Genomic DNA, 19,839 nt, shown 5'->3' on the forward strand with positions numbered 1-19,839 from the left:
CCCGCGACTCTGGATCGTGTACCGCGTGAACCGCGGCGCACTCGATTCAGACAATGGAAGCGGCTGCGAAGCCGATGTGAAATGGACCGGCACGCGGTAGATCGCGACCGTGGCGACAGATGCCACCGACCGTCGTGCCGACCAGCCGGTTGGTGCGCAGGCCGGCCGCATAACGGGAGTTCATCCGCTCCTGCAACTGCCGCGACGACCAGCGCTCCAGGCGACAGAGTTCGATGTAGAAGTCGCGCTTGAGCGGGTCGTCGACGTACATCAACATCCTCAGATGGGTCCAGCTCAATTCTCTCCGCAGGGCGGAGAGAATTGAGCCACCGGCCCGCCGAGGCCCTCGCCTGTCACCGCGCTAAATGTGCGCGCGCAATTGAGCTTCGGCACCGCCAGAGACAAAGCCGCCCCTCCAGTCGCCCCGCCCAGATCGAAGAACCTCCAGGCCCGCGTGCGACGCAATGCCCAATGAACCCGCCCACCGACACGTCGTCGCCCGCGCCAGAATTACAGGGGCGCCGAGACGGTGGCTGCAGCGTTTTTCGATCGCCACGGCGGGGGCGCTCAATGCCCTTCGGACACGATGCCTCGCACGCGGAGGCTCCGCCTAAGTCCCGAAATGAAGGAGAACCTGGCCCTTACTATGTTCCCCTTCATTCCGCCGGATCCTGCCTCGAAATGGACCACTTCGGCGGAGCGCGTCGCGCCCGTCTTTCACTGCACAACCGCACACGTCCTAACTCGCCCCCTGAAGTTTCTACGAAAAAGCTGCCAAACTTCCGCATCCACACGCGCACCACACGTCGGTCGCGCTAGCTTGCAAACTCATCCGTCTATCAACGCGCATCACACGCTCGGCGTGATGCATGACCGCAGTCAAACAACGCTCGTGTCCCTGTCCGATTCGACCGGCCAGCCAAACTCCGGATTCGCCGCGCCTCTCGACGAACACTAAAAAGACACTAAAAATCGCGGCACGAACAGGCGCCCGGTAAACATCGGCGGCTCCCCCTGTCGAAGGCCCTTGCCAGCCGGGGCTTCGACAGATTCCAGCGCCCCAACCCAACACCCCAGACTTCACGATTCATATAACTTTGAATCATGGCTGTGTCCCGAGGCAATGCCAGTAAGGCTTTACGCTCCGCCCCCAAAAATCGAACTTCCCTTACCCCAGTCGAACACTAAAAAAACACTAAAAAGCAGCCGCGACGAAGCCCCAGATCCGGCGAGCGCGGGAAGTCGGCAGCGTTCTCGGCAGCATCCGAACTACTCGTCGTGTATGAGTGATCGGTACGATTACTTGATCAACTGCATCCCCGCGACCTTCGAGGCAGACACGTCGAAAGTAGCCGTGTACTCGCACTCGGCTACATGCCCGGAACGCTCGATCAGGCAGTCCGCGAAATCCGCCTTTGAAGATGCGAAAACGCGAAGTGCCTTACGTACCGTGTCAGCACTTTCGACGACCAGTTCTTTGGTCCCGATCATTGATTCGACGATGTCCTTCATCTGCTCTCGTTCGACACCGTAGCAGCGCCCAAGTACCCAGACGACCTCGATTAATGCGACCTGCGAAACATATCCCGGCCGCTCGGGCGACAGGGACTCCATCAGTGCCGTCGCCTTCTTCGACTGAACTTCATCGTCTTGCGCGAAGTAGCGAACTAGCACGTTTGTATCCAGTCCGATCATCGCGCTGACGCCCCCTGCTCGGCGATGGCCTGATTCATGTCGTCAATCGACACCGGTTTCTCGGGCTTCTTCACAACGCCCTTGAGCTCCACGAGCGAGCGCGTCGCTGGATAGACCTCGTACCGGCCTGTCGTCTCATTGAAGCTAAATTCGATCCGGTCGCCGGCCTCCAAGCCAAGCTGATTACGCACGTCCACCGGGATCGTGACCTGCCCCTTTGAAGTAATAGTTGCTGCTGTCATAGTGACACCTCCTGATTCCTTACTTTATGGTAAGGAAAACCAAAAAGCAAGAATGACTTCCATACGTACCGGACCGCCAACCCTAAATCCTCGGCCTGGATCATTATTTCCACCTCCATGCCTAGATCGCTCACTCTCCCAGTCATACAAGATATGGATTTACATATCATATGTTTTTGCATACCATATCGATGACCAGGAGGAGGCAACGTCGACATGTCTATTGAGGGCCGTCAGGAAAGAGAGGCCAAAGTTGGCCGGATCCTTCTCTGGGAAGGTCGGGTCAGTCGCGGCAGGCTCGTCACTGAGTTTGGATTGAGTCCTATACGAGCCAGCGAGTGGCTTCGCGACTTCCGTGAGTCGTATCCGGATTGGGTGACCTGGGACAGCAAGCGCAAGGCGGACGTGGCGACCTCCATGGCATACTCGGACGCCGAACGCGCCGCGCACGCCTCGCGGTCAAGCGCCATTAGCGCCATGCTGGTCCCACATGCCCTGAACGCGCCGGGCAAGCCACTTTCAATTTCGTGGGACTTTGCCCACACCTCGCCACGTATCTTCTCCCGGTTAAGCCTGGCCATCGCGGATCACCTCAGAGTGAAGTTCCTCTATTGCTCCATGAATAACCCGGAGCCACACGAGCGAATCGTCGAGCCTCACAGCCTGTTACGAGCGGGACGACGGTGGCATGTTCGCGGCTACTGTCTGCATCGGCAAGATTTCCGTGACTTCGTATTAGGGCGAATGAGCAATATCAAACTGCTCTCAGATCCCAGCTTGATAGATGTCTCGACCGACGTCGCCTGGTCCACAGTTCTTCAGGTCAGGATTACCGCTCACCCTAGCCTAGCCCCATCGCAGCAACTGGTTGTCAGAAATGAATACTTCAATGGGGCCTCGGCGCGAATCGAAAGCTGCAGAGCAGCCCTCCTGAAATACATGGTGCAGGAACTCATGGCAGCGACGGACATCAATCGACAGATGCCCCCCGACTATCAAATGGCGGTTGAGAACACGGAGGAGTGCCAGCAATGGCTGTTCATGACCTAACCGATCAAATTCGCCAAGAGAAGGTGGCCGAACGCTATCCGCCGCTCTTCAAACGCCTGCCCGACCGCCTTTTCGCGCCGCTGGCCTCAGCCAATCGCTTCCAATATTGGACATTGCTGTGCGTGCTGCACGCCAAACGCTTCGGACCGGAGGCCCCATTGCCGCCGAGCACCGGCTTCTTGATGCGCGAAATCACTGCCGACATCGCCGAGGAACTCCAGTACCAGGATTGGACTCCGGAAGGCGATGACGTGACGCCAGCCACACCGCTGGCGATCCGAGCCATCATGGTCTTCAACCGCTTGCGCGATGCGGGGTGGATTCGCGTGGACCGAGTGGGCGTGCGCGAGATGGTGACGATGGCACCCGCCGTCGCCCAGTTCATGAACCGCCTAGTCGAGTTCGCTCACACCGGCCCGGAATTCGTCTCTGGCAAAATCCGCAGCATCGAAGCCAACCTGAAGCTGCTTCTGGACGAGAGTACAGATGGGGCCTCGCTACAGGAGGCAGCCCGCCAGTCGCGCGCCCTACTTGAACACGTCCGCATTGCAGGTACGAATGTGCGCGATCTGATGTTGGAGATCGGTCGCGTCGACGCCACCGGCGAGTTCGTGCGACGCTTCTTCGACGACTACGTCGAGCGCATGTTCATCGGCGACTACAAGGAACTGCGTACACGCGAGCATCCCCTGGCCCGGCGCCAAGAGATCCTACGCATGGTGGCCCATATCCAGCAGACGCAAGACCTGCGCGCTCGGCTAATCCAGTGGTACCTCGAGAAGCAGGCTGGCCGCGATCCTACCCGCGCTGAAGCCATGTTCGAGCGCGACATCCAGAAGGTAGAGGATCTGCGCCGGATCGACGAATACCTGGATCGGCTGGACGACGAAATCCGGCGCGCCAACAAGCTGGCGTTGGCCTACCTAGACTACCGGCTTCGGGCCGCCCGCCCCCTCGACGAATTGATCAATCAAGCCATCGACACCGTTGTCAAGCAGGGCACCAAGGCGGCGGCACTGGCACCGTTTGCTCCCGGAGACTGCATCGGTGGCGAACGGCTCGCTTCGCCCCGCGTCGAGACCAAGCGTCCGCCGCCCGGCGGACTACGCAAACAAACGATGTCCCCGGAGCAGGAGGCCAGGGCCCGCCTGGCCCTGATGGCTCGGGACCGGCGCACTATGTCGCTGCCAAAGCTCGCGGCGTTTGTGCGCCAACAGCTAGGCGAGGCTGATGCAGTGCCCAGCACCGCCCTCCAAGTGAATAACGTTGAGTCAATCCGAGCGCTACAGGTCTTGTGCACGATTGCTACAGCGAACGCGACGTCCAGCAAGGTGCTGCGCGCCAACGCACGGGCAATGAGCAGCGGATTCACCACGGTCCGGATGGAAGGCGCGGAGGTTCAGAGCCAGGGCATCTCTCACCTGCCCTTCACGATCGCAAGAACAATCAAGCCTGCCAAGGGAGGAAGCCAATGAGTTTCTGGACGGATGCGGCTACGGCCACCAAGAACGTCGTCACCGAGGATGATTTCGAGGCAGCGGCGAATCGACTAATCACCGAACAGGTCTTGTACGCCGCGGATCGCGCCAGCAAGGTGGCCTACGGGCTGATCCGCGACTTCGAGCGTGAGTTCAAGCGGGCTCTGGAACCCCTGGGCTACATCGTGCGTGTCAACAGCCAACTGCGATATGCCTGCGCTATCCCCAAACACGCCAAGGCCTCGCCGGTCACCGTGGACCAGACGCTGCTCGCACTGGTGCTACGCAAAATCTTCGACGAGGAGACTCGATCCGGGCACCATGATGAGAACGGCGAGGTGGCCTGTGATCTGGTCACGCTGGAGTTCAAGTACAAGCAAATGACCGGGGGCCGCGAGTTGGCCACTGGAGGGAAGCTCGCCACGCTGATCCAGTGGATGCGGCGCTGGGGCCTCGCCCGGGTGTCGGACGAGGACGGCAACCAGTTCGGTCACGATACGGATCAACCATACGTGGTCATCATCCGCCCCGGCATCGCCGAGGTCCTAGGAGAGGCGGCGCTGGCACGCATCGCCCTGTTCACCAGCCCCGACGCCGAGGTGGACAGCGTGACCCCTGCGGTCGCCTCCACCACGGAAGAAGGCGGTGCCGTATGAAGAAGCTGATCCGGATCCGAGTAGTCCAGTTTTTCTTGTACGAAATGCGTGATGTCGAAGTCGGCACAAACTGCGGCATCTTCGGCGCCAACGGCAGCGGCAAATCCTCGCTCCTGGACGCCGTGCAAATCGTGATGCTAGGGGCCAACGAGAGCCGCGGTAGCGCCGGCGTCGCCTTCAATGCACAAGCGGACGAGTCCAACCACAACAGCCGCAATATCCGCAGCTATTGCCTAGGCCAGTACGGCGACTCACCGGATGCGCGCGTTCGCGACAGTGCCAACACCTACATCACCCTAGTCTGGGAAGACACGACGACTCAGGAAATTGTCTCGACCGGTGTCAGCATCTACGTGAGCGCCGACCGCGAGAAGTCCGACGTGCAAGGTCGCTACATTCTTCCCGCGGACATCGCGCTTAGCGACCATCTGGAACTGGTCGATGGCGAATATCGGCCACGGCCATGGGCGAGCTTCAGACAGATGCTCTCACAACGTGCTCACGGCGAGGAAGTGCTCTTCCATGACTCCGAGCGCTTCGTCAACGCGATGCTGTTCCGGCTAAGGGGCACACGTGGTGCGCCGCGCTTGGATGCCTATCGCCAAGCGTTCCGTTTCGGCCTGCGCATGAAGTTCGACAGGAGCGTCGACGACATCGTCCGCCAGCAGGTGCTGGAGACCCGGCCGACCAACATCAAGCGATTCAAGGAAGTGCTACACACTTTCCAGGAGATGGCCGCCCTCGTGCGCAACGTGCAGGACAAGCTCGACGAGGCTGAATTGATCGAGACGGATTTCGCCGATGCACACCGACGCAACAGCCATTCGGTCTCGCTCGCTGCCTTGGCCCAAGCTGCAGAACTCGAGGTTGCCAACGAGGCGGTGACCGCCGCAGAGGAAGCCGAGGGCCGGGCATCAGCAGCACTGGAAGCCGCCAATGCGCGACGTGACGAAATCAACCGTCAGGTCGAAGCGGCCGAGCAACACGCGCGCGATAGCGCCTCTGCTCGGGACAAGCACGCGTCCCACGCGGACGCTGCGTTGCTGCGGGAAAGCCTCGCCAAGATACAAAACCGGCTCACTGAACAAAGGACCGGACTGCATCGCAGCATCAAAGCCATCGGTAGGGCTATCGACGCGCAGATCCCTGGCAAGCTCGTCGCCAACAGCGACGAGGCCACGGCACTGGCGCTCAAGGACGTCCACGCACTGCTAGACGGGGATAACATCAGCAGACGCGATGCAGTAGAGGCGACAGTCCGCAAGGCGCTGCGCGCAGCCAAGCTATTAAGCAACGAGGTGTTCGAGGAGATGCAGTCCGTTGGTCGCGTGCAGACGGCAACCGAGGCCGAGCTCGCCGCCGTCCAAGATAACCAGGAGCGTATCGCCAAGGGCAAGCCCCCTCTGGAGGGGCCGGCTGCGGCGCTCAAACGCGCGCTAGCCAACGCTGGCGTGGACGCTACTCCGGTGTGCGACCTGGTGCGTGTCGACGACCCAGACTGGCAACCTGCCATCGAGTCCTATCTGGGTACGTCAAACATGCAAGCCCTGCTAGTTGACGAGACCGACGAGCGCAAGGCATTCCGGGTGTCGCGTCAGGCTGCGATCTACGATGCGAAGGTCGTGATGCCCAGCAAATTCTCCGGTCGCAGCAGCCCCAGGCGCGGTGCCGTGGCAGAGCTAATCAGTGGTAACAGCGCCGCAGCGGTCAACTACCTGCGATCCAAGTTCGGTGACACGCAACGGGCGGAAACTGAGGACGAATGCTTCGCTCATCGCTTCGCATTGACCAAGGACGGCATGTTGCTGGCTGATGGCGAGATGGTACGCAAGAAGCCGGGGAATCCCGCCCTCTTCAAGATCGGCCCGACCTCTGCAGCGACTCGCACTTCTATCGCCGAACAAGCCCGTCAGCTCCAAGAGAAAATTGATGACCTCAAGGAAAGGTACGCCAAGCTCAAGCAGCTCTTGAATAACCTTGGCCCATTCGTGGGTGGAGAGCAGGAGAAGATTCATGAGGTTCTCGAAATCTTCGATCGGGTGATCAAAGAGGCTGCCGACGAGGAGGATCTGACGCAGCGTCTGCAAGCCCTCGATACTGACGAGTATCGCCAGTTGGTGCAGGTAGCTGAAGCAGCAGAAGCCACCCTGGCCGATGTGCGAAAACAACTTCTTGCTGCTGCCAAGGCGGTCGGTGCAGCAGAGACAGCATGTCAGCAAAAGCGCGAAGACACCAAGACGAAGCAGACCCGGGCCGTTACCCAGAACGGAATCGCTGAAGCAGCACGTGCGGTTGACGGCTACGACGCCGACTACGCATCAGACCAATGGGAAAGGCTATTGACACGCCAGGGCCTGTCTTTCAATGAGATCGTCGCCGATTGCAAACACCGCGGCAACCGCGCTGAGACTGACTCCCGTCAGAAATGGTCCAGTGCCATGCAGAAGCTGTCGGCGTTCCTTGTCAGGCATAACGAGTTCATGCCTGCCGGGACCCAGGACGACTGGCGCAGCGCCCGCGCTTGGCTGGACGCACGGGTCATAGTCCTAACCGAGACGGGCCTGCGCGAAAATAAGGCTCGGATGGAAGATGCCCTGAGCGCCGCCAAGAGCACCTTCCGCAACGACGTTGCGGTGGCTCTGCACGAGCACCTTGAGTGGTTGAGCGACACCGTCAACCGAATGAACGAGGCCCTGCGCCTGGCGCCGATGTTCACCAACAACGAACGCTACCAGTTCCGCTCACATGTGCGACCTGCTTTCGCCGTGCTGCTGAAGTTCATCAAGGACGTCGCCCAATACGGCCCGACCGAGGACTTGCTCGGCGGTGCCGGAGAGCTGCCCAAGGAGTTCGAAGAGCTGATGCGCGAAAAGACGGTCACCGGGGCGGCCGCGATGAAGTCCCCCCTGGACGACTATCGCGAGTTCTTCGACTTCGACATCGAGGTACTCCGCGAAGAGACCTCCACTGGCACGACCAAGCACATCGGCTGGCTTAGCAAACGTGTCGGGTCCGGCTCTGGTGGCGAGCATCGCGCTCCGCTGTATGTGATCGCGGGTGCCGCACTTTCGTCAGCCTATCGGCTGGAGCGCGGCGACGATACCGGTATCCGGCTGCTGGTGATTGATGAGGCCTTCATCAAGATGGACCCGAGGAACATCGTAGCCACCATGCGCTATTTCGAGGAGCTTGGCCTGCAGGTCTTCATGGCCAGCACAGGCGACGCCTTGGGTAGCCTGACCGCCTTCCTTGATCGCTACTACGACATCATGCGCGATGCCGAGAGCAATGTGGTGGTACTGGAGGGCCACGACGTATCCCCCGAGACGCGCGAGATGTTCCGCGCCGACCTGCCTGAATTCAACCGGGAACTGATCGAAGCGGAGATCAGAAGGCAATACCTACCGCAGGCCGACTCGACGGAAGATGCCGCAGCATGAGCCGCCAAGACCAGACCGAGATGGATCCGCTGGCCAGAAAGGCGTTGGAGCGACTACTAAAGTCTGCTGACAAGCACGCAGCCGGCGCAGCCGTGCGGCGGCCCGCCCTGACGGACTCCGCGCTGTCCGAGTACCACGAGTTGCGCGGTTTAAAGGCCAAAGAGGACTTCGAGGCGGTGATGGCCTACGCTCAGGCCGAGGGCGCAATCATGGTCCTGCGCCCTCGGAGGGATCCCCAGGGGCTCATTGAGCGCGTCGAACTGATTGACGTCGACAAACTGGCTTCGATCTTGGGCAAGGTGCCACATGCGGTGCGAGTCCAGTCGGCAAGACAGGCTCTCGCCTCGCACCTCGGCGAGCACCCGATCTTGAACGACGTCTTGACTAGTTGGGAGAGGCTCAAGAAGGTCCGTGGCACGGGGCCCGACGCTGCCGCCAACTGGACAATGGCTTGCGACGTCATCACATACTGCCAGGCTCAGGTGGCGCTCGGCGCCACTGAAACGCCGGTGAGGGACGCCAGCGCACGCCTGTTCAAAAATAGCAAGTGTATCGAGTCCCTCGTGCCTTGCCTCGATGCACTGCTGGCGAGCAACATCGACGACGACGCGCGCCCGGATGCTGAAGTATTGCAGGAGCTCGGCCTCTACCGCGAGCCGCAGCCAGCGCGTCTGGCCGGCAACATCGTGGTCCGCCGGGAGCGCGGTTCGTTCCCGCTGGACTGCCCCTACTGCGCCCTGCCTCCGTCCACGGTCCTGGGGCTCGGGTCAATACCCAGCAAGGTGCTGACCATCGAGAACCAGACAACGTTCCACGTGTGGGCGCGCCAGCACTGTGACTCAGATGTGCTGTGCCTCTACACGGCTGGAATGCCCTCCCCCGCATGGCGGGCAATGTACCTCCGGTTGCTCTCCAAGCTCCCGGATTCAACTCCAGTGCTGCATTGGGGCGACGTTGACGAAGGCGGTTTTCGGATCGCCGCCGTCCTGAGTCGTTGTGCAGCCGAGGCCGGCCATACCCTCCTGCCGTGGAAGATGAGTCCATTAGAAGTTCCTGAGTCGATGCGCCGGGCTGCACCGATACACACCGTCGATAGGATGGTCAAATACGCTCGGGAGACCGGGTGGGACAGTATTGCGTATGAGTTGGCGGAAGCGAAGCTTGTCGCCGAGCAAGAAGGCTGAGCTGGTACAAGCGAAGTACCTCGGCTTGGAACAAGGTCGTTTCCCGCCCTCAAGTCGCAAAAGCGTGGTTTGGGTTGCAAAGAATCGCAATCGCTTCTGATTCAGGAGTGGCTTCCGTCAATCGCGACGATCGGCGGGAAATCCGGTTTTGATGATCTAACGCTTGAGTTGTTGATACCCACTCGATTGTCAATCGGCACGCGGGATCCTTGTATAGCGGCCTTTCCGTCCGGTCTGGTAGCGACGATATGCGCCGGATGCAGGTTTGATCGTCCGTGTTGCCCTCAGATGGAATCTGCAACACAATTATTTTTGTCAAAAAAACGAAGCCATTCGACACCATCTACTGCCCGGCCTCACCGCCCGTGGTGAATCTGTTCTTCGATTTTTGGCGCACCGGCAGCGTGGAACTATGGAATCCTGCCGGCGCCGCACTGAACCCCGTAGCGCCACAGACCACCATCGATTCCCCCGTGCCGGTGACCCTGTCGCACTGGGACATCGATCATCGGGCCGATGCCGCAAGGGGTCAACTACTACATCGATCACGCGGATTGAAGATCAGTTGGGACAGTGCATTACACGAATCCGCGCTCCACGGCTCACGTGAGTCGGCGATGCCGGTCAAGACCTTTTGAAGACATGCAGAAGAAGACCGCACATGCCGAACTATAACTACGAAGCGCTCTCACCTCAGGACTTTGAGGAAGTCTCGCGGGATCTCTTGCAGGCAGAATGGAATGTCGCGTTGGAAGCCTTCAAGGAAGGTCGCGACGGTGGCATCGACCTGCGCTATGCCACGTCCCCTGGCAATACGGTGATCGTGCAGTGCAAGCACTATGCCAAGTCAGGCTTTGCTGCGCTGCTTCGTCACCTGGCAGACTCCGAGCGGCCTAAGATCGCGAACCTGAATCCAGACCGGTATGTCATCGTGACGACAGTGGGGCTTACACCCGGCAACAAGCAGTCGATCTTGCAAGCGCTCAGCCCTTATGTGAAGTCACCATCGGATGTTTTCGGTGCGAACGATCTCGACGGGCTGCTTGCGAAGCACCCAAATGTCGAGCGAGCAAATTTCAAGCTATGGCTGACAAGCGCCAGTGTCATCGGTCGGATTTTGCACAACGCGGAAGTGTGCCAAACCGAGTTCGAAGTGGAGCGGATCAGGCAGAGGCTCCCGCGCTTTGTTCAAAATCAAGCGTATCCCCGGGCGAAAGATATCCTGGAGACGGCCCGAATCCTTGTGATTTCCGGTCCACCAGGAATTGGAAAGACGACGCTAGCGGAGATGCTCCTCTACTCAAGTCTGGAGGAAGGTTACGAGCCCGTGGTTATTCAGTCGGAAATTTCTGAGGGGAAGAGGTTGTATCGACGTGAGTCCCGTCAGATCTTCTACTACGACGACTTCCTTGGCCAAACCTTCCTCGGCGACCGTCGGGAGTACTTCGGTCAGAACCAGGACAGGGCCGTGGTCGACTTCATGGAAATGGTTAAACGGTCGTCGGACTCCAAGTTCATCCTGACTACGCGCGAGCACATCCTTAGCAGCGCGATCGACCTATCTGAGCGGCTCGACAGCAGCACAGTAATCCGTAACCGAATTGTGCTTGAGCTTGCAGATTACAGCTTTGGTGACCGTGCGAGAATCCTCTACAACCACCTCTACTTCAGCGAGTTGTCTAAGGCGCACAAATGCGAGATGCTCCGCGGAGACTTTTTCCTGCGAGTCATCCGTCATCCGCATTTTAACCCCCGGCTGATCGAGTGGTTGGCGGACTTGAGTCGAGTCAGATCGGTACCGGCGGCGGACTATCAACGCTACGTTGAAGACCTGCTCGACAACCCGGAAAGGATCTGGGATCACGCCTATCGCACGCAGATTCCGGAGGCTGGGCGGTGCCTCCTGCTGGCCTTGTACACGGATGGCGGCGCCAGTCTTCACGGACTGTCATTCTGTTTCTCCGAGCTACGCGGTGCGAGGGCCAAAAGGTACAACCAGCAAACCGAGCCGAATGAATTCAAGACGCACCTCAAGATCCTTGAGGGGGGATTCGTGGCGATTGGAACCCGAGGTGTCGGCTTCTTGAATCCGTCGATCAAAGGGTATGTCGGATCGGTCATTCTGGGCGACCCGGAAACCTACGCTGACATTTTTAACTCAGCGATCCGCTTCAAACAGATTGCTACGCTTTGGCGGCTGAGCAGGGAGATCGAATCACCGTCGAAGCAACTGCTTTCGCAGCTTAACAGTGCAGCCTTCATTTCGAGGCTAGCTGCATTGGCAGATGGTCCAACTTACGTTTGGATCCCCTCTGAAGAGGGAGAGGACATTGGCCATCGGATTGACTATGGTGCGGTGGAACGACTGCGATTCCTCGCGGAATTCTGCAATGTCGAGCATGCAGAGCCGGGCCTCGATCAGCTATATGACACCATGGAGCGGCTGATTGCCGATTGGCGTCCGCAGTGGGTCACTCTTTGGGATACGCCAGCACTTGTGCAGGAGATGGCGACGCTGGACCGGTTCGTTGCGGGCCGCGGAGCGACCATTCGGATGCTCGTCCTGGAGAAGCTGCTCGATGCGCTACCACATGCCCGGTCCAGCCACTGGAGACAGCTGATCGACCTCCCCGAGGCCACCTGGGGCTGGCAGCAACGCAACGGGCAGAAGTTCTTTGAGGGCCTACGTTCGTACATGAACGGAGGCTGGCGAAATGATCTTGATAGCTGCGAAGATTTGTACGACAGGCAGAAGCTGGTTGAAAATTTGTCCGCGCTGGCGCAGCGCAAGCAGCGGTCACGATTCTTCGCGGCGCCGCTACGTGAAGCTCGCGACGAGATTGCCGCCATTGCGGATCAAGCAGAAGAACCCACACGCGGAACTGGATCGCCTAACCAGAATCTCCCCCGAAGTTCGCTAAACGAGAGTGAAGTCAAAAGCATGTTCCAGACACTGCTGTTGGACGGATCATGAGCACAACGATTGGACATGTCGTTTTCAGCCCGAACGAGTGCTCGTGCGTGAGCGCATCTCGCTGCTCTGAACTGGTTATCAAATGGATATAAAATTCATCGCGCTCGTGACCAGCATACGCCTCATAGAAAGAGGCTGGCACCCTAGTTTGCCAGTCGCAGCCCACGGAGCGGTCGCTTCGGGGCTTGATTCTGCTTCTGGTTGTGGGACTGTAGTGCCATCCGAGGATGACACGCGATTAGGCCTGCAAAAGCACAACGCAATGACGATAGCGATCAGGACGCGCCCTTCACCAGAAGCTGCATGTTCAGCGAGCGGGTGCTCAGGCCGGCCTTGTTAAAGCGGTACCGCATATAGGATGAAATGTCTTCCTCATGCGACGATACGATGAGTTGACGCGATTTAAGCTCGCAGCGAAGCAGATCAGTGAGTGAGGCTACATTGACCTCATCCAGAGACTGGGAAGGATCATCAATCAGGATCAGAGGGACACCGGCGTAGACCTTGTTGAGAGAAAGGAAGAACGCCAAACTCAGGGCCGAAATCTGCCCTGAACTCATGGCAAGGACCGCATCATGGTCCGACTTTTCGGCCGTGACGAATCTTAGCTGCTTGCCATCGCGACTTTCGATAAAGAGGCCCAGACCACGCTGGTAGTTCTGGATAAGGCGCCCACTGTAAATATGGAAGATCAGCTCAATTTCCGAGATGGTATGGTCCGCATAGGTACGCTCCACCTCTTCGAGCGTGTTACGCAGCCTGCGCACCTTTTCGCTAGCCCGGGCAGCAGCGCTATTCTCACTCTGGATTTGTTTCAACGACTCAAGAGACTTCTGCAATCTGGCATTTCTTGCTTCGTTGGCCTTGATGGAAACGTAGCGACGCTTGTCTGCCAGTGCCTGCTGCTCGACAAGGTAAAAATCCTGAACGTCACCGAAGCTACCAGTGAGGATTCGCTGCCAGTCCTCGGGCAAGGATTCGGTCTCCGCGGTTCTTTTGCTGCGCATGGACGTGAGCAAATCCTGCAGACGAGTGTCCACCTCTTCCGCATTCGCGGTGAACGCATAGCTGGCCGACGTGCCGGTACCCAGAAGTCTCTCAGCCAGTTGCTCAATGACGGGCAGGCGAACCCGCTCTCGGGTTAGGGCCGTGTGCAGCGCCTCATTGTAGCCACTAGACAATAAGGATTCCTGGGTGCTCACGTGCGTGGCGATCGACGCCAGCGCTTCGGTCATCCGGGTGGTCAACTCGACCAGGGCCTTCCCATTGACGCTCAATGTATTGGCGACCGCCTGAGACCTGCCCTCAATGGCCTGCACCATCGCGAGGTGCGCCTTCCAGTCGGCACCACACAGTGGACAAGCCTGATCTTCGGGATAGATCTTGGCATGCTCCTCGAGCAGTTCAGCTTTCAGGCGAGTCAGTTCAGCCGCGACAGCAGCATTTGCCTGATCCAGCTGGCGTAAGCTATCACGCGCGGCAATTTGCTCGTCGAACACTCTCAAGCGCTCCGCGTCCCAGCCCGGGAGTCTCTGCGCCTCTCCGCGCGTGATAACCGTCGCGCCACGCTGGAGAACAGCTTTCGCATTGGCTAACAGATCGAGTTCCTTCCGCACGTTGTCCAGCGCATCCAGCTTTTTGATATCCGTTCCGAATTGGGCAAGACTTCGCAAGGAAGTCATGTTCTGCGCCACATCCGCCTCGATCTGCTCATTTTGCACCCTCACCCGGACAGCGTTTTTGAGGGGAAGGAGCTCATGCAGCTTCCGGATGGATTCCTGATACTGGTCAAAGAGATCGGACGAATAGGCCGGAAAGGGATTCTCCGCGTCCCAGCCAGGCTGCGGGGAAGCCGTCGACAGCTTCCTGTATTCGACGTTGCCCTGATCAGCGTGATTGATGGCTTTGAGCGCTTCACATTCAGCGGTTAGCTCACGCTCCCGGTCCTGACGCGTTGAATCCTTGAGATACCTGACAAATCCGCGCTCAAATTCCTTGCAGTTCGCAATCTCCGTCTGGATATCGGTGATGTTGAATAGACTCCCCAACACATCCCTTCTTTGATCTACCCGTGTGAACAACAGCTGGTTCTGCCCTTGCTCAAGGTAGTTCAGAAAGCCAAAATTTTCCCTAAAATTTCTTCCAAAAAGTTCATCGATATATTTATCGTCACGCTGATTTTCTGAAGAAAAATCAGATGACGAAAAATCTGACAATTCGAACAAACCGAACTGGGAGAAGCTATCCGCACGGTTGAGTTCCTGATCCTTTAACGATTGGGCGGCAGCATATCTTGCCAGCACGAGCGTGCGATCATCGTTCAGGAACTCAATCTTGATGAGCAGATCGCTCTCCCCGGTCCGGACGTTCCAGAAGAGATTGTCTTCGTATTTTTTCTTGTAGGCGGTCATCAGCCTCAAGAAAAGATTGTTGATCCTTTTGATCTTCCCCGTGAGCAGCAGCTCGATCGCATCAAAAATGCTGGTCTTGCCAAACCCATTTGGACCATCGAGCGTCACGAGCGATGAGCCGTCGATGTCCAGCAAAATGTGCTTGAACGCCTTGAAGCTCGAAACTTCAATCCTTGATATTTTCCAGCTCATCGTCAATCATTCCCTTGATCAAACTTTCCAGATTATTTTTGTTCAATTTCTGGATGCTCTCGTAGGTTGCCGTCAAACCAACCTCACTCACCGCTCCCTGTGCCTGCATTCGCAACGGGACAAGTTCGCGTTTGACGAATGGCAGTTCAAGGAAAGGCAATTTGATAAAAATTTTGGCCGCCACGCTATACTGCGTCGCAGTCAGTGGTTGGTCCTTATACTGGTCGAACAGTGCCTTATCGGCAATAGTCGCCTGAATGTCCTTATAGGATTGATCGCGCAGCGTACCGTCCTCAGCATCACTGTAATAAAGCACATATTTCTTGAAGAAGTGGGGATCTTCCTCGATGGCAAATATTTTTTCTTCGTGATTTTTAAAATCAGCCAGGTGCTTCAGATGATGCACACATATCAGATCGCAATTTTTCCTGAATGAAGGATTGCTTGAAAAGACCTGGGGCACCAACTGGTTCATCGCTGCGTTAAGCCTGGACGGATCTATAAGCTCCTCCAGCTCGTGCAGTATTACGAACCGGACGGCCGAGCTTGATTCCCGACAATAAAATCGGGCGGATGGGGTTTCCAGTACGTTGATGAAGTGATGTGCGATGAGAGCCTCATGAATAAGTTCAATGATCATTGAGCCTGGCCTCCGCATCCTGCTTTGTCACAATACTGATACATAGCGTTTTGGTGATATTACTGTCGATGCGCTCCTGCGTCTCCTGTTCATCGAGGTCCGCGCTGACAGTGTATTTTGTGTCGACCAAAAATGTTCTTTGCGCCATCGCGGCTATAAGGTTGTTGTACTCATATAGCAGCTTGAGCAGATGATCATTGCTCTTCATCTCCCCGCGAATGTTCACGGCGCATTCGTCATGCTCCTCGCTTTCGTGCAGGTTCAGCGCGGTAGGGACATAGAACTTGTTTTGTTTGTCCCGGTAGTGAGGAAGCGTTTCGAGAATCGGCTCGACACCCATCTTCTGGATGAGGTCCGCGTAACGCCGGATATCTTCCTTCTGTATGTGCGAAAAGCGCTCTGATGGCTTCATCATCTGGCACAGAGTTTTCAGCTCATCGGCCCTGGTATCCCGGATGTGCTCATACAGCCGCCTTGCCCGTTGATAGGCTACGTCGGTCATATCAGGCAGGGCCTTCTCCAGCCTCGCTTCCAAATGAGCATGAAGCCGGCTCTTCAATTCGATCGCGTAGTACACGGTGTCATCGTACGGATTCCTGTTCAGGATATCCTGAAGGATGCTTTCCCCGGATATCCGGTTCGTATATGCGGCCTTTCGTTCCGAGTCGCCATCGACCTGAATTTTCTTGTGAATCTCGATGGCCTTGGAACTGATCCTCTCCGACAGCACGCAGTAATTGGAATCGAGTAGATTATCGCTTAATTCAATCGATCTGCTTGCGCAGATTTTTGAAATCAATGCCTTGGTTAATGTTTCAATACCATCCAGTGCACAATATTTGTCGTCACCGTACGAATAGAACTTGACAATTTCACCATTCGCATCCACGTGATCAGTCGTGTCTGAAATTGCGACCGAGACATGAAAATAGCGCACAATCCCCGCGATTCGATCAAGTTCGATTTTTGCCGATTTTTCGAGCGCTGTTGCGTAGCTTGACCGATAAATTCCCACCTTCGCTTTGACCTGGTGAGCGCTGGACAATGTTCCCTGCCTGTAGATTGCGAAATCATCAGTACTGTCGAGCTGAAGCTCAAAGTCAACGCATCCTTGGAGGATGAGGGTAAGACAGTGATAAAGCGCAATCTTCCCTTGATATACAAAACCGCTCCAGGATGAAATGGCACTATCTGGATAGTTTTCGTCTTTTTCGTTCATACCGGCCCCGTGCATGCCGCCATATACCCCTTTACCATATGAAAATATCACGAACCGGAAGTGTTTTTCAGCCTTGATATCCCGATCCTCGCTGGCTAGCAGATCAAGCACTGCATCGCCGTCACATCGTCCAAGTAAGCCGTGCGTGATACGACTTCGCCCAGATCGGAGAGAAGCCCTTTTTATGGACCCGGCGCCTGAAGCAGGAGGCGGAAACCGGTTGAAGTGCTTGCGCAATCGCGATCAAGGTGCGGTTATGCCAGGTTCTTCCGTGCCAGCGCTCTTCCGTCCGATCTGCGGGCAGCAGCCCGGCGCACCTAGTCCCGGGAGCAAGCACCGCAGGCAACGTACTTCCGGAGGGATCGCCGCGGCGGGCCGCCCCCGCTGCCTGGCCTGCAGTGTGCTGCCGCGCTCAACCCAGATGGCACCGCGCGACGGTATGAGACCGGAGCACGGGTCGCACTCCCGCCCGCTCAGATGACGATAGGCCCGACGAAAACTCGCTTACATCATGGCACTGTTTACTAGGGGCCGCTCAAAAGGGACTTTGCTAGAAGCCCATTGGCTCTATTGAAGGGGGCAGGTCACGCGCAGCACGGCTGTTGGCTGGTGCTCGTGCGTGCATTGCTTTAACCTCCACTTGCTGTCGCCGGTGTCTTCTCTCTGTCTTGTTCTAGGATTGGCGAGTGTAACTAGATGTTTCTGCCCATCGCAACGACAGTTTCCATTGTGCTTTCCTCGTGCCGACATGGAAGCCCGATTTGTTGACGGCTCGGGCGCAGCGCTCGTCCCCCCTTACCCAGGCTTCAGGTAAATAGGGACACTTAATGTGCATTACCTTAGCCCGTCCACCTTTCTTAGCTGTGCAGCTAAATTGGCTAATTTTGCTAAATTATAGCCTTTGCTCTATCCTATGCTGATCAGCAAAATTACCATCCCTGCTTACGCCCATGGAAAAGCCCGCTCAGAGTCAGAAGGTGACGGCCCGCCTCGCCTACGAGGCCGAGGTCGCGGACGAGCTCTGCGCCGCTCTCGCAGAGGCCACAGATGGGCAGATCGTCACCCGCCAAGCCGAACAGCCGACCGGAGACGGATTGAGGCTCGATCCCCTGATCACGCTTCTTGCCGGCGGCAAATCGGCCGATATCGCCGTGGAAACGCTTCGCCACGCCTATCCGCGGGATATCCGAGAGGCGATCTGGAGGCTCGACGAATACAAGCTCGCGTCCGAGCGCCCGCAGGACTTGCTGACCATGGTTGCTGCTGAGTCGCTGAGCCCTGGCGCAAGGGACATGCTCCGAAAGCGCGGGATTGGCTATTTCGAGCGGAATGGCAACCTGTTTCTGCGTTGGCGCAATTGGTTCATCAACATCGAGCGCCCGGAGCAGGCGTCGGCAAGGAAGGCGGTCACCGCACTGTTCACCGACGCACGTGAAATGGTCGTTCACGCGCTGCTGGAGCACCGAAACGAATGGATTACCGGGGGCGACCTCGCCTATATGACTAAGAGCTCCTCCTATACGTGCTCCGTGGTGCTGCAGGAGTTGGAGCGGCGTGAATGGTGCGAGTCCGTTGGTGCTGGCCGCACGATTCGACGACGATTGATTAGACCGAGGCAACTGCTGGACGCATGGGCCGAGCACTGGACAAAGCGCGAGGAGCAACGCACCCGCTGGTACTCTTTTGCGGATCGCCCCGAGGTGCTGCTTACGCACTTGTCGCACAAGCTCAGCAAGAGCGGGGTCTCATTCGACTACGCATTTACTGGCACGGCCGCCGCAAACCTCTACGCTCCGTTGCTTACCAGCGTAGATACCGCCGAGATCATTGTCTCGCCGGGACACGCTGAGCAGCTTGCGAAAACGCTTCAGCTCAAGCCAGCCGACAAGGGCGCAAATGTCACTCTGGTCGAGCGCACCGGCGCGAGCTTGTTGTTTCGCGACTTACGCGGCGTACGTCCCGATGAGTATCCGTCCTATTTCGCCAGTCCTTTCATCCTCTACCTCGACCTGCTCGACGGCCGCGGCAGAAACAAGGAGTTGGCCCAACACGTTCTAGAACGACTGGAGTTATAAATGGCCAATGGAGCCAAACCAGCCAACGCCATCGGCTACGATGCAGACGTGACAGCCGCATGCGAGCGCACCTTGCTCACCCTGCTCGGCGCATTCGGCAGCCTCAAGAATACGTTGCGGCTCGTGGGCGGTCTGGTGCCACGGTACCTTACGCCTGAAGCGCCGCCTGACGTGCCCGCACACGCTGGAACCTCTGACGTCGACGTCGTCCTCAACATTCAAGTGATCGCCCAGGGCGATGGCTACGCTGCGTTGGCCGACCAGTTTGCTGCGCGTCGATTCGAGCGGCACGTGAATCCTGAAAACGGTAAGCCGTCTTCGTGGCGGTGGCAGCGGCGAGTGAACGAGCATATGTTTGTGCTCGTTGAGTTCCTTCGCGACGCTGGCGACGCGCAGCCCGGGAAACCGGTAAACGTCGACGGTGAACGTGTCTCCGCGCTAGCCGTAAAGTACGCCGGCATCGTGCATGAATGGTTTCAGGAACGGGAGATCACGGGCAAATTGTTGGACGGTGGAGGTATCTCTACTGAGCTGGTTCGCTTTGCCGACGTGCCTGCCTGGGGGTGTCAGGATTTCCGTGTTC

13 protein-coding genes and 2 pseudogenes are annotated in these 19,839 nt (G+C 57.7%); 9 read left to right on the forward strand and 6 right to left on the reverse strand.

The window, feature by feature from the left end; genetic code table 11:
- Window positions 1–174 precede the first annotated feature (174 nt).
- The 3 genes and pseudogenes from VK92_RS43470 to VK92_RS10775 all read right to left on the reverse strand — a co-directional run.
- Window positions 175–322: pseudogene (locus tag VK92_RS43470) on the reverse strand (DUF1016 N-terminal domain-containing protein); the annotation flags it as partial.
- 977 nt (window positions 323–1,299) lie between these two features.
- Window positions 1,300–1,695: a PIN domain-containing protein gene (locus tag VK92_RS10770; RefSeq protein ID WP_044847222.1), complete on the reverse strand. Its 396-nt coding sequence runs from the start codon at window positions 1,693–1,695 to the stop codon at window positions 1,300–1,302.
- Window positions 1,692–1,937 (reverse strand): AbrB/MazE/SpoVT family DNA-binding domain-containing protein, encoded by a 246-nt coding sequence (locus VK92_RS10775; RefSeq protein WP_048027902.1) that lies wholly within the window; start codon window positions 1,935–1,937, stop codon window positions 1,692–1,694. Before VK92_RS10775 ends, VK92_RS10770 begins: the two co-directional genes overlap by 4 nt.
- 216 nt (window positions 1,938–2,153) lie before the next feature.
- Between VK92_RS10775 and VK92_RS10780 the strand changes: the two genes are divergently transcribed.
- The 7 genes from VK92_RS10780 (at window position 2,154) to VK92_RS38940 (ending at window position 12,719) form a co-directional block, all read left to right on the forward strand.
- Window positions 2,154–2,987, forward strand: coding sequence for a WYL domain-containing protein (locus VK92_RS10780; protein WP_053077846.1), 834 nt, complete (start codon window positions 2,154–2,156; stop codon window positions 2,985–2,987).
- Complete coding sequence (locus VK92_RS10785) at window positions 2,969–4,462, forward strand: Wadjet anti-phage system protein JetA family protein (protein ID WP_053077847.1); 1,494 nt, start codon at window positions 2,969–2,971, stop codon at window positions 4,460–4,462. The genes VK92_RS10780 and VK92_RS10785 overlap by 19 nt, the downstream gene beginning before the upstream one ends.
- On the forward strand, window positions 4,459–5,121 hold the full coding sequence (locus VK92_RS10790; protein ID WP_052664784.1) for a DUF4194 domain-containing protein: 663 nt from the start codon (window positions 4,459–4,461) through the stop codon (window positions 5,119–5,121). Before VK92_RS10785 ends, VK92_RS10790 begins: the two co-directional genes overlap by 4 nt.
- Entirely contained in the window at window positions 5,118–8,561 is a 3,444-nt protein-coding gene (locus tag VK92_RS39790) for an SbcC/MukB-like Walker B domain-containing protein (protein ID WP_052664782.1), read from the forward strand. The genes VK92_RS10790 and VK92_RS39790 overlap by 4 nt, the downstream gene beginning before the upstream one ends.
- A complete protein-coding gene (locus VK92_RS10800) occupies window positions 8,558–9,745 on the forward strand; it encodes a Wadjet anti-phage system protein JetD domain-containing protein (protein WP_053077848.1) in 1,188 nt (395 codons plus the stop codon). Before VK92_RS39790 ends, VK92_RS10800 begins: the two co-directional genes overlap by 4 nt.
- A gap of 275 nt (window positions 9,746–10,020) precedes the next feature.
- Window positions 10,021–10,383, forward strand: coding sequence for a hypothetical protein (locus VK92_RS41665; RefSeq protein WP_131723233.1), 363 nt, complete (start codon window positions 10,021–10,023; stop codon window positions 10,381–10,383).
- 23 nt (window positions 10,384–10,406) lie between these two features.
- Entirely contained in the window at window positions 10,407–12,719 is a 2,313-nt protein-coding gene (locus tag VK92_RS38940; protein ID WP_053077849.1) for a restriction endonuclease, read from the forward strand.
- Window positions 12,720–12,994: 275 nt separating this feature from the next.
- Here VK92_RS38940 and VK92_RS10810 read toward each other — a convergent pair whose 3' ends face one another.
- Genes VK92_RS10810 through VK92_RS10820 form a run of 3 tightly spaced genes read right to left on the reverse strand, consistent with a single transcriptional unit; the run spans window position 12,995 to window position 17,292 of the window.
- Complete coding sequence (locus VK92_RS10810; RefSeq protein ID WP_048027904.1) at window positions 12,995–15,322, reverse strand: AAA family ATPase; 2,328 nt, start codon at window positions 15,320–15,322, stop codon at window positions 12,995–12,997.
- Window positions 15,297–15,962, reverse strand: coding sequence for an ABC-three component system middle component 1 (locus VK92_RS10815; RefSeq protein WP_048027906.1), 666 nt, complete (start codon window positions 15,960–15,962; stop codon window positions 15,297–15,299). The genes VK92_RS10810 and VK92_RS10815 overlap by 26 nt, the downstream gene beginning before the upstream one ends.
- A complete protein-coding gene (locus VK92_RS10820; RefSeq protein WP_197094491.1) occupies window positions 15,952–17,292 on the reverse strand; it encodes an ABC-three component system protein in 1,341 nt (446 codons plus the stop codon). Before VK92_RS10820 ends, VK92_RS10815 begins: the two co-directional genes overlap by 11 nt.
- Window positions 17,293–18,131: 839 nt before the next feature.
- Here VK92_RS10820 and VK92_RS10825 point away from each other — a divergent pair.
- Window positions 18,132–19,256: a type IV toxin-antitoxin system AbiEi family antitoxin gene (locus VK92_RS10825; protein ID WP_044847218.1), complete on the forward strand. Its 1,125-nt coding sequence runs from the start codon at window positions 18,132–18,134 to the stop codon at window positions 19,254–19,256.
- Window positions 19,257–19,839: pseudogene (locus tag VK92_RS10830) on the forward strand (hypothetical protein); the annotation flags it as partial.

The sequence above is a fragment of the Burkholderia sp. LK4 genome (genome assembly GCF_001043615.1).
GTDB lineage: Bacteria > Pseudomonadota > Gammaproteobacteria > Burkholderiales > Burkholderiaceae > Burkholderia > Burkholderia cepacia.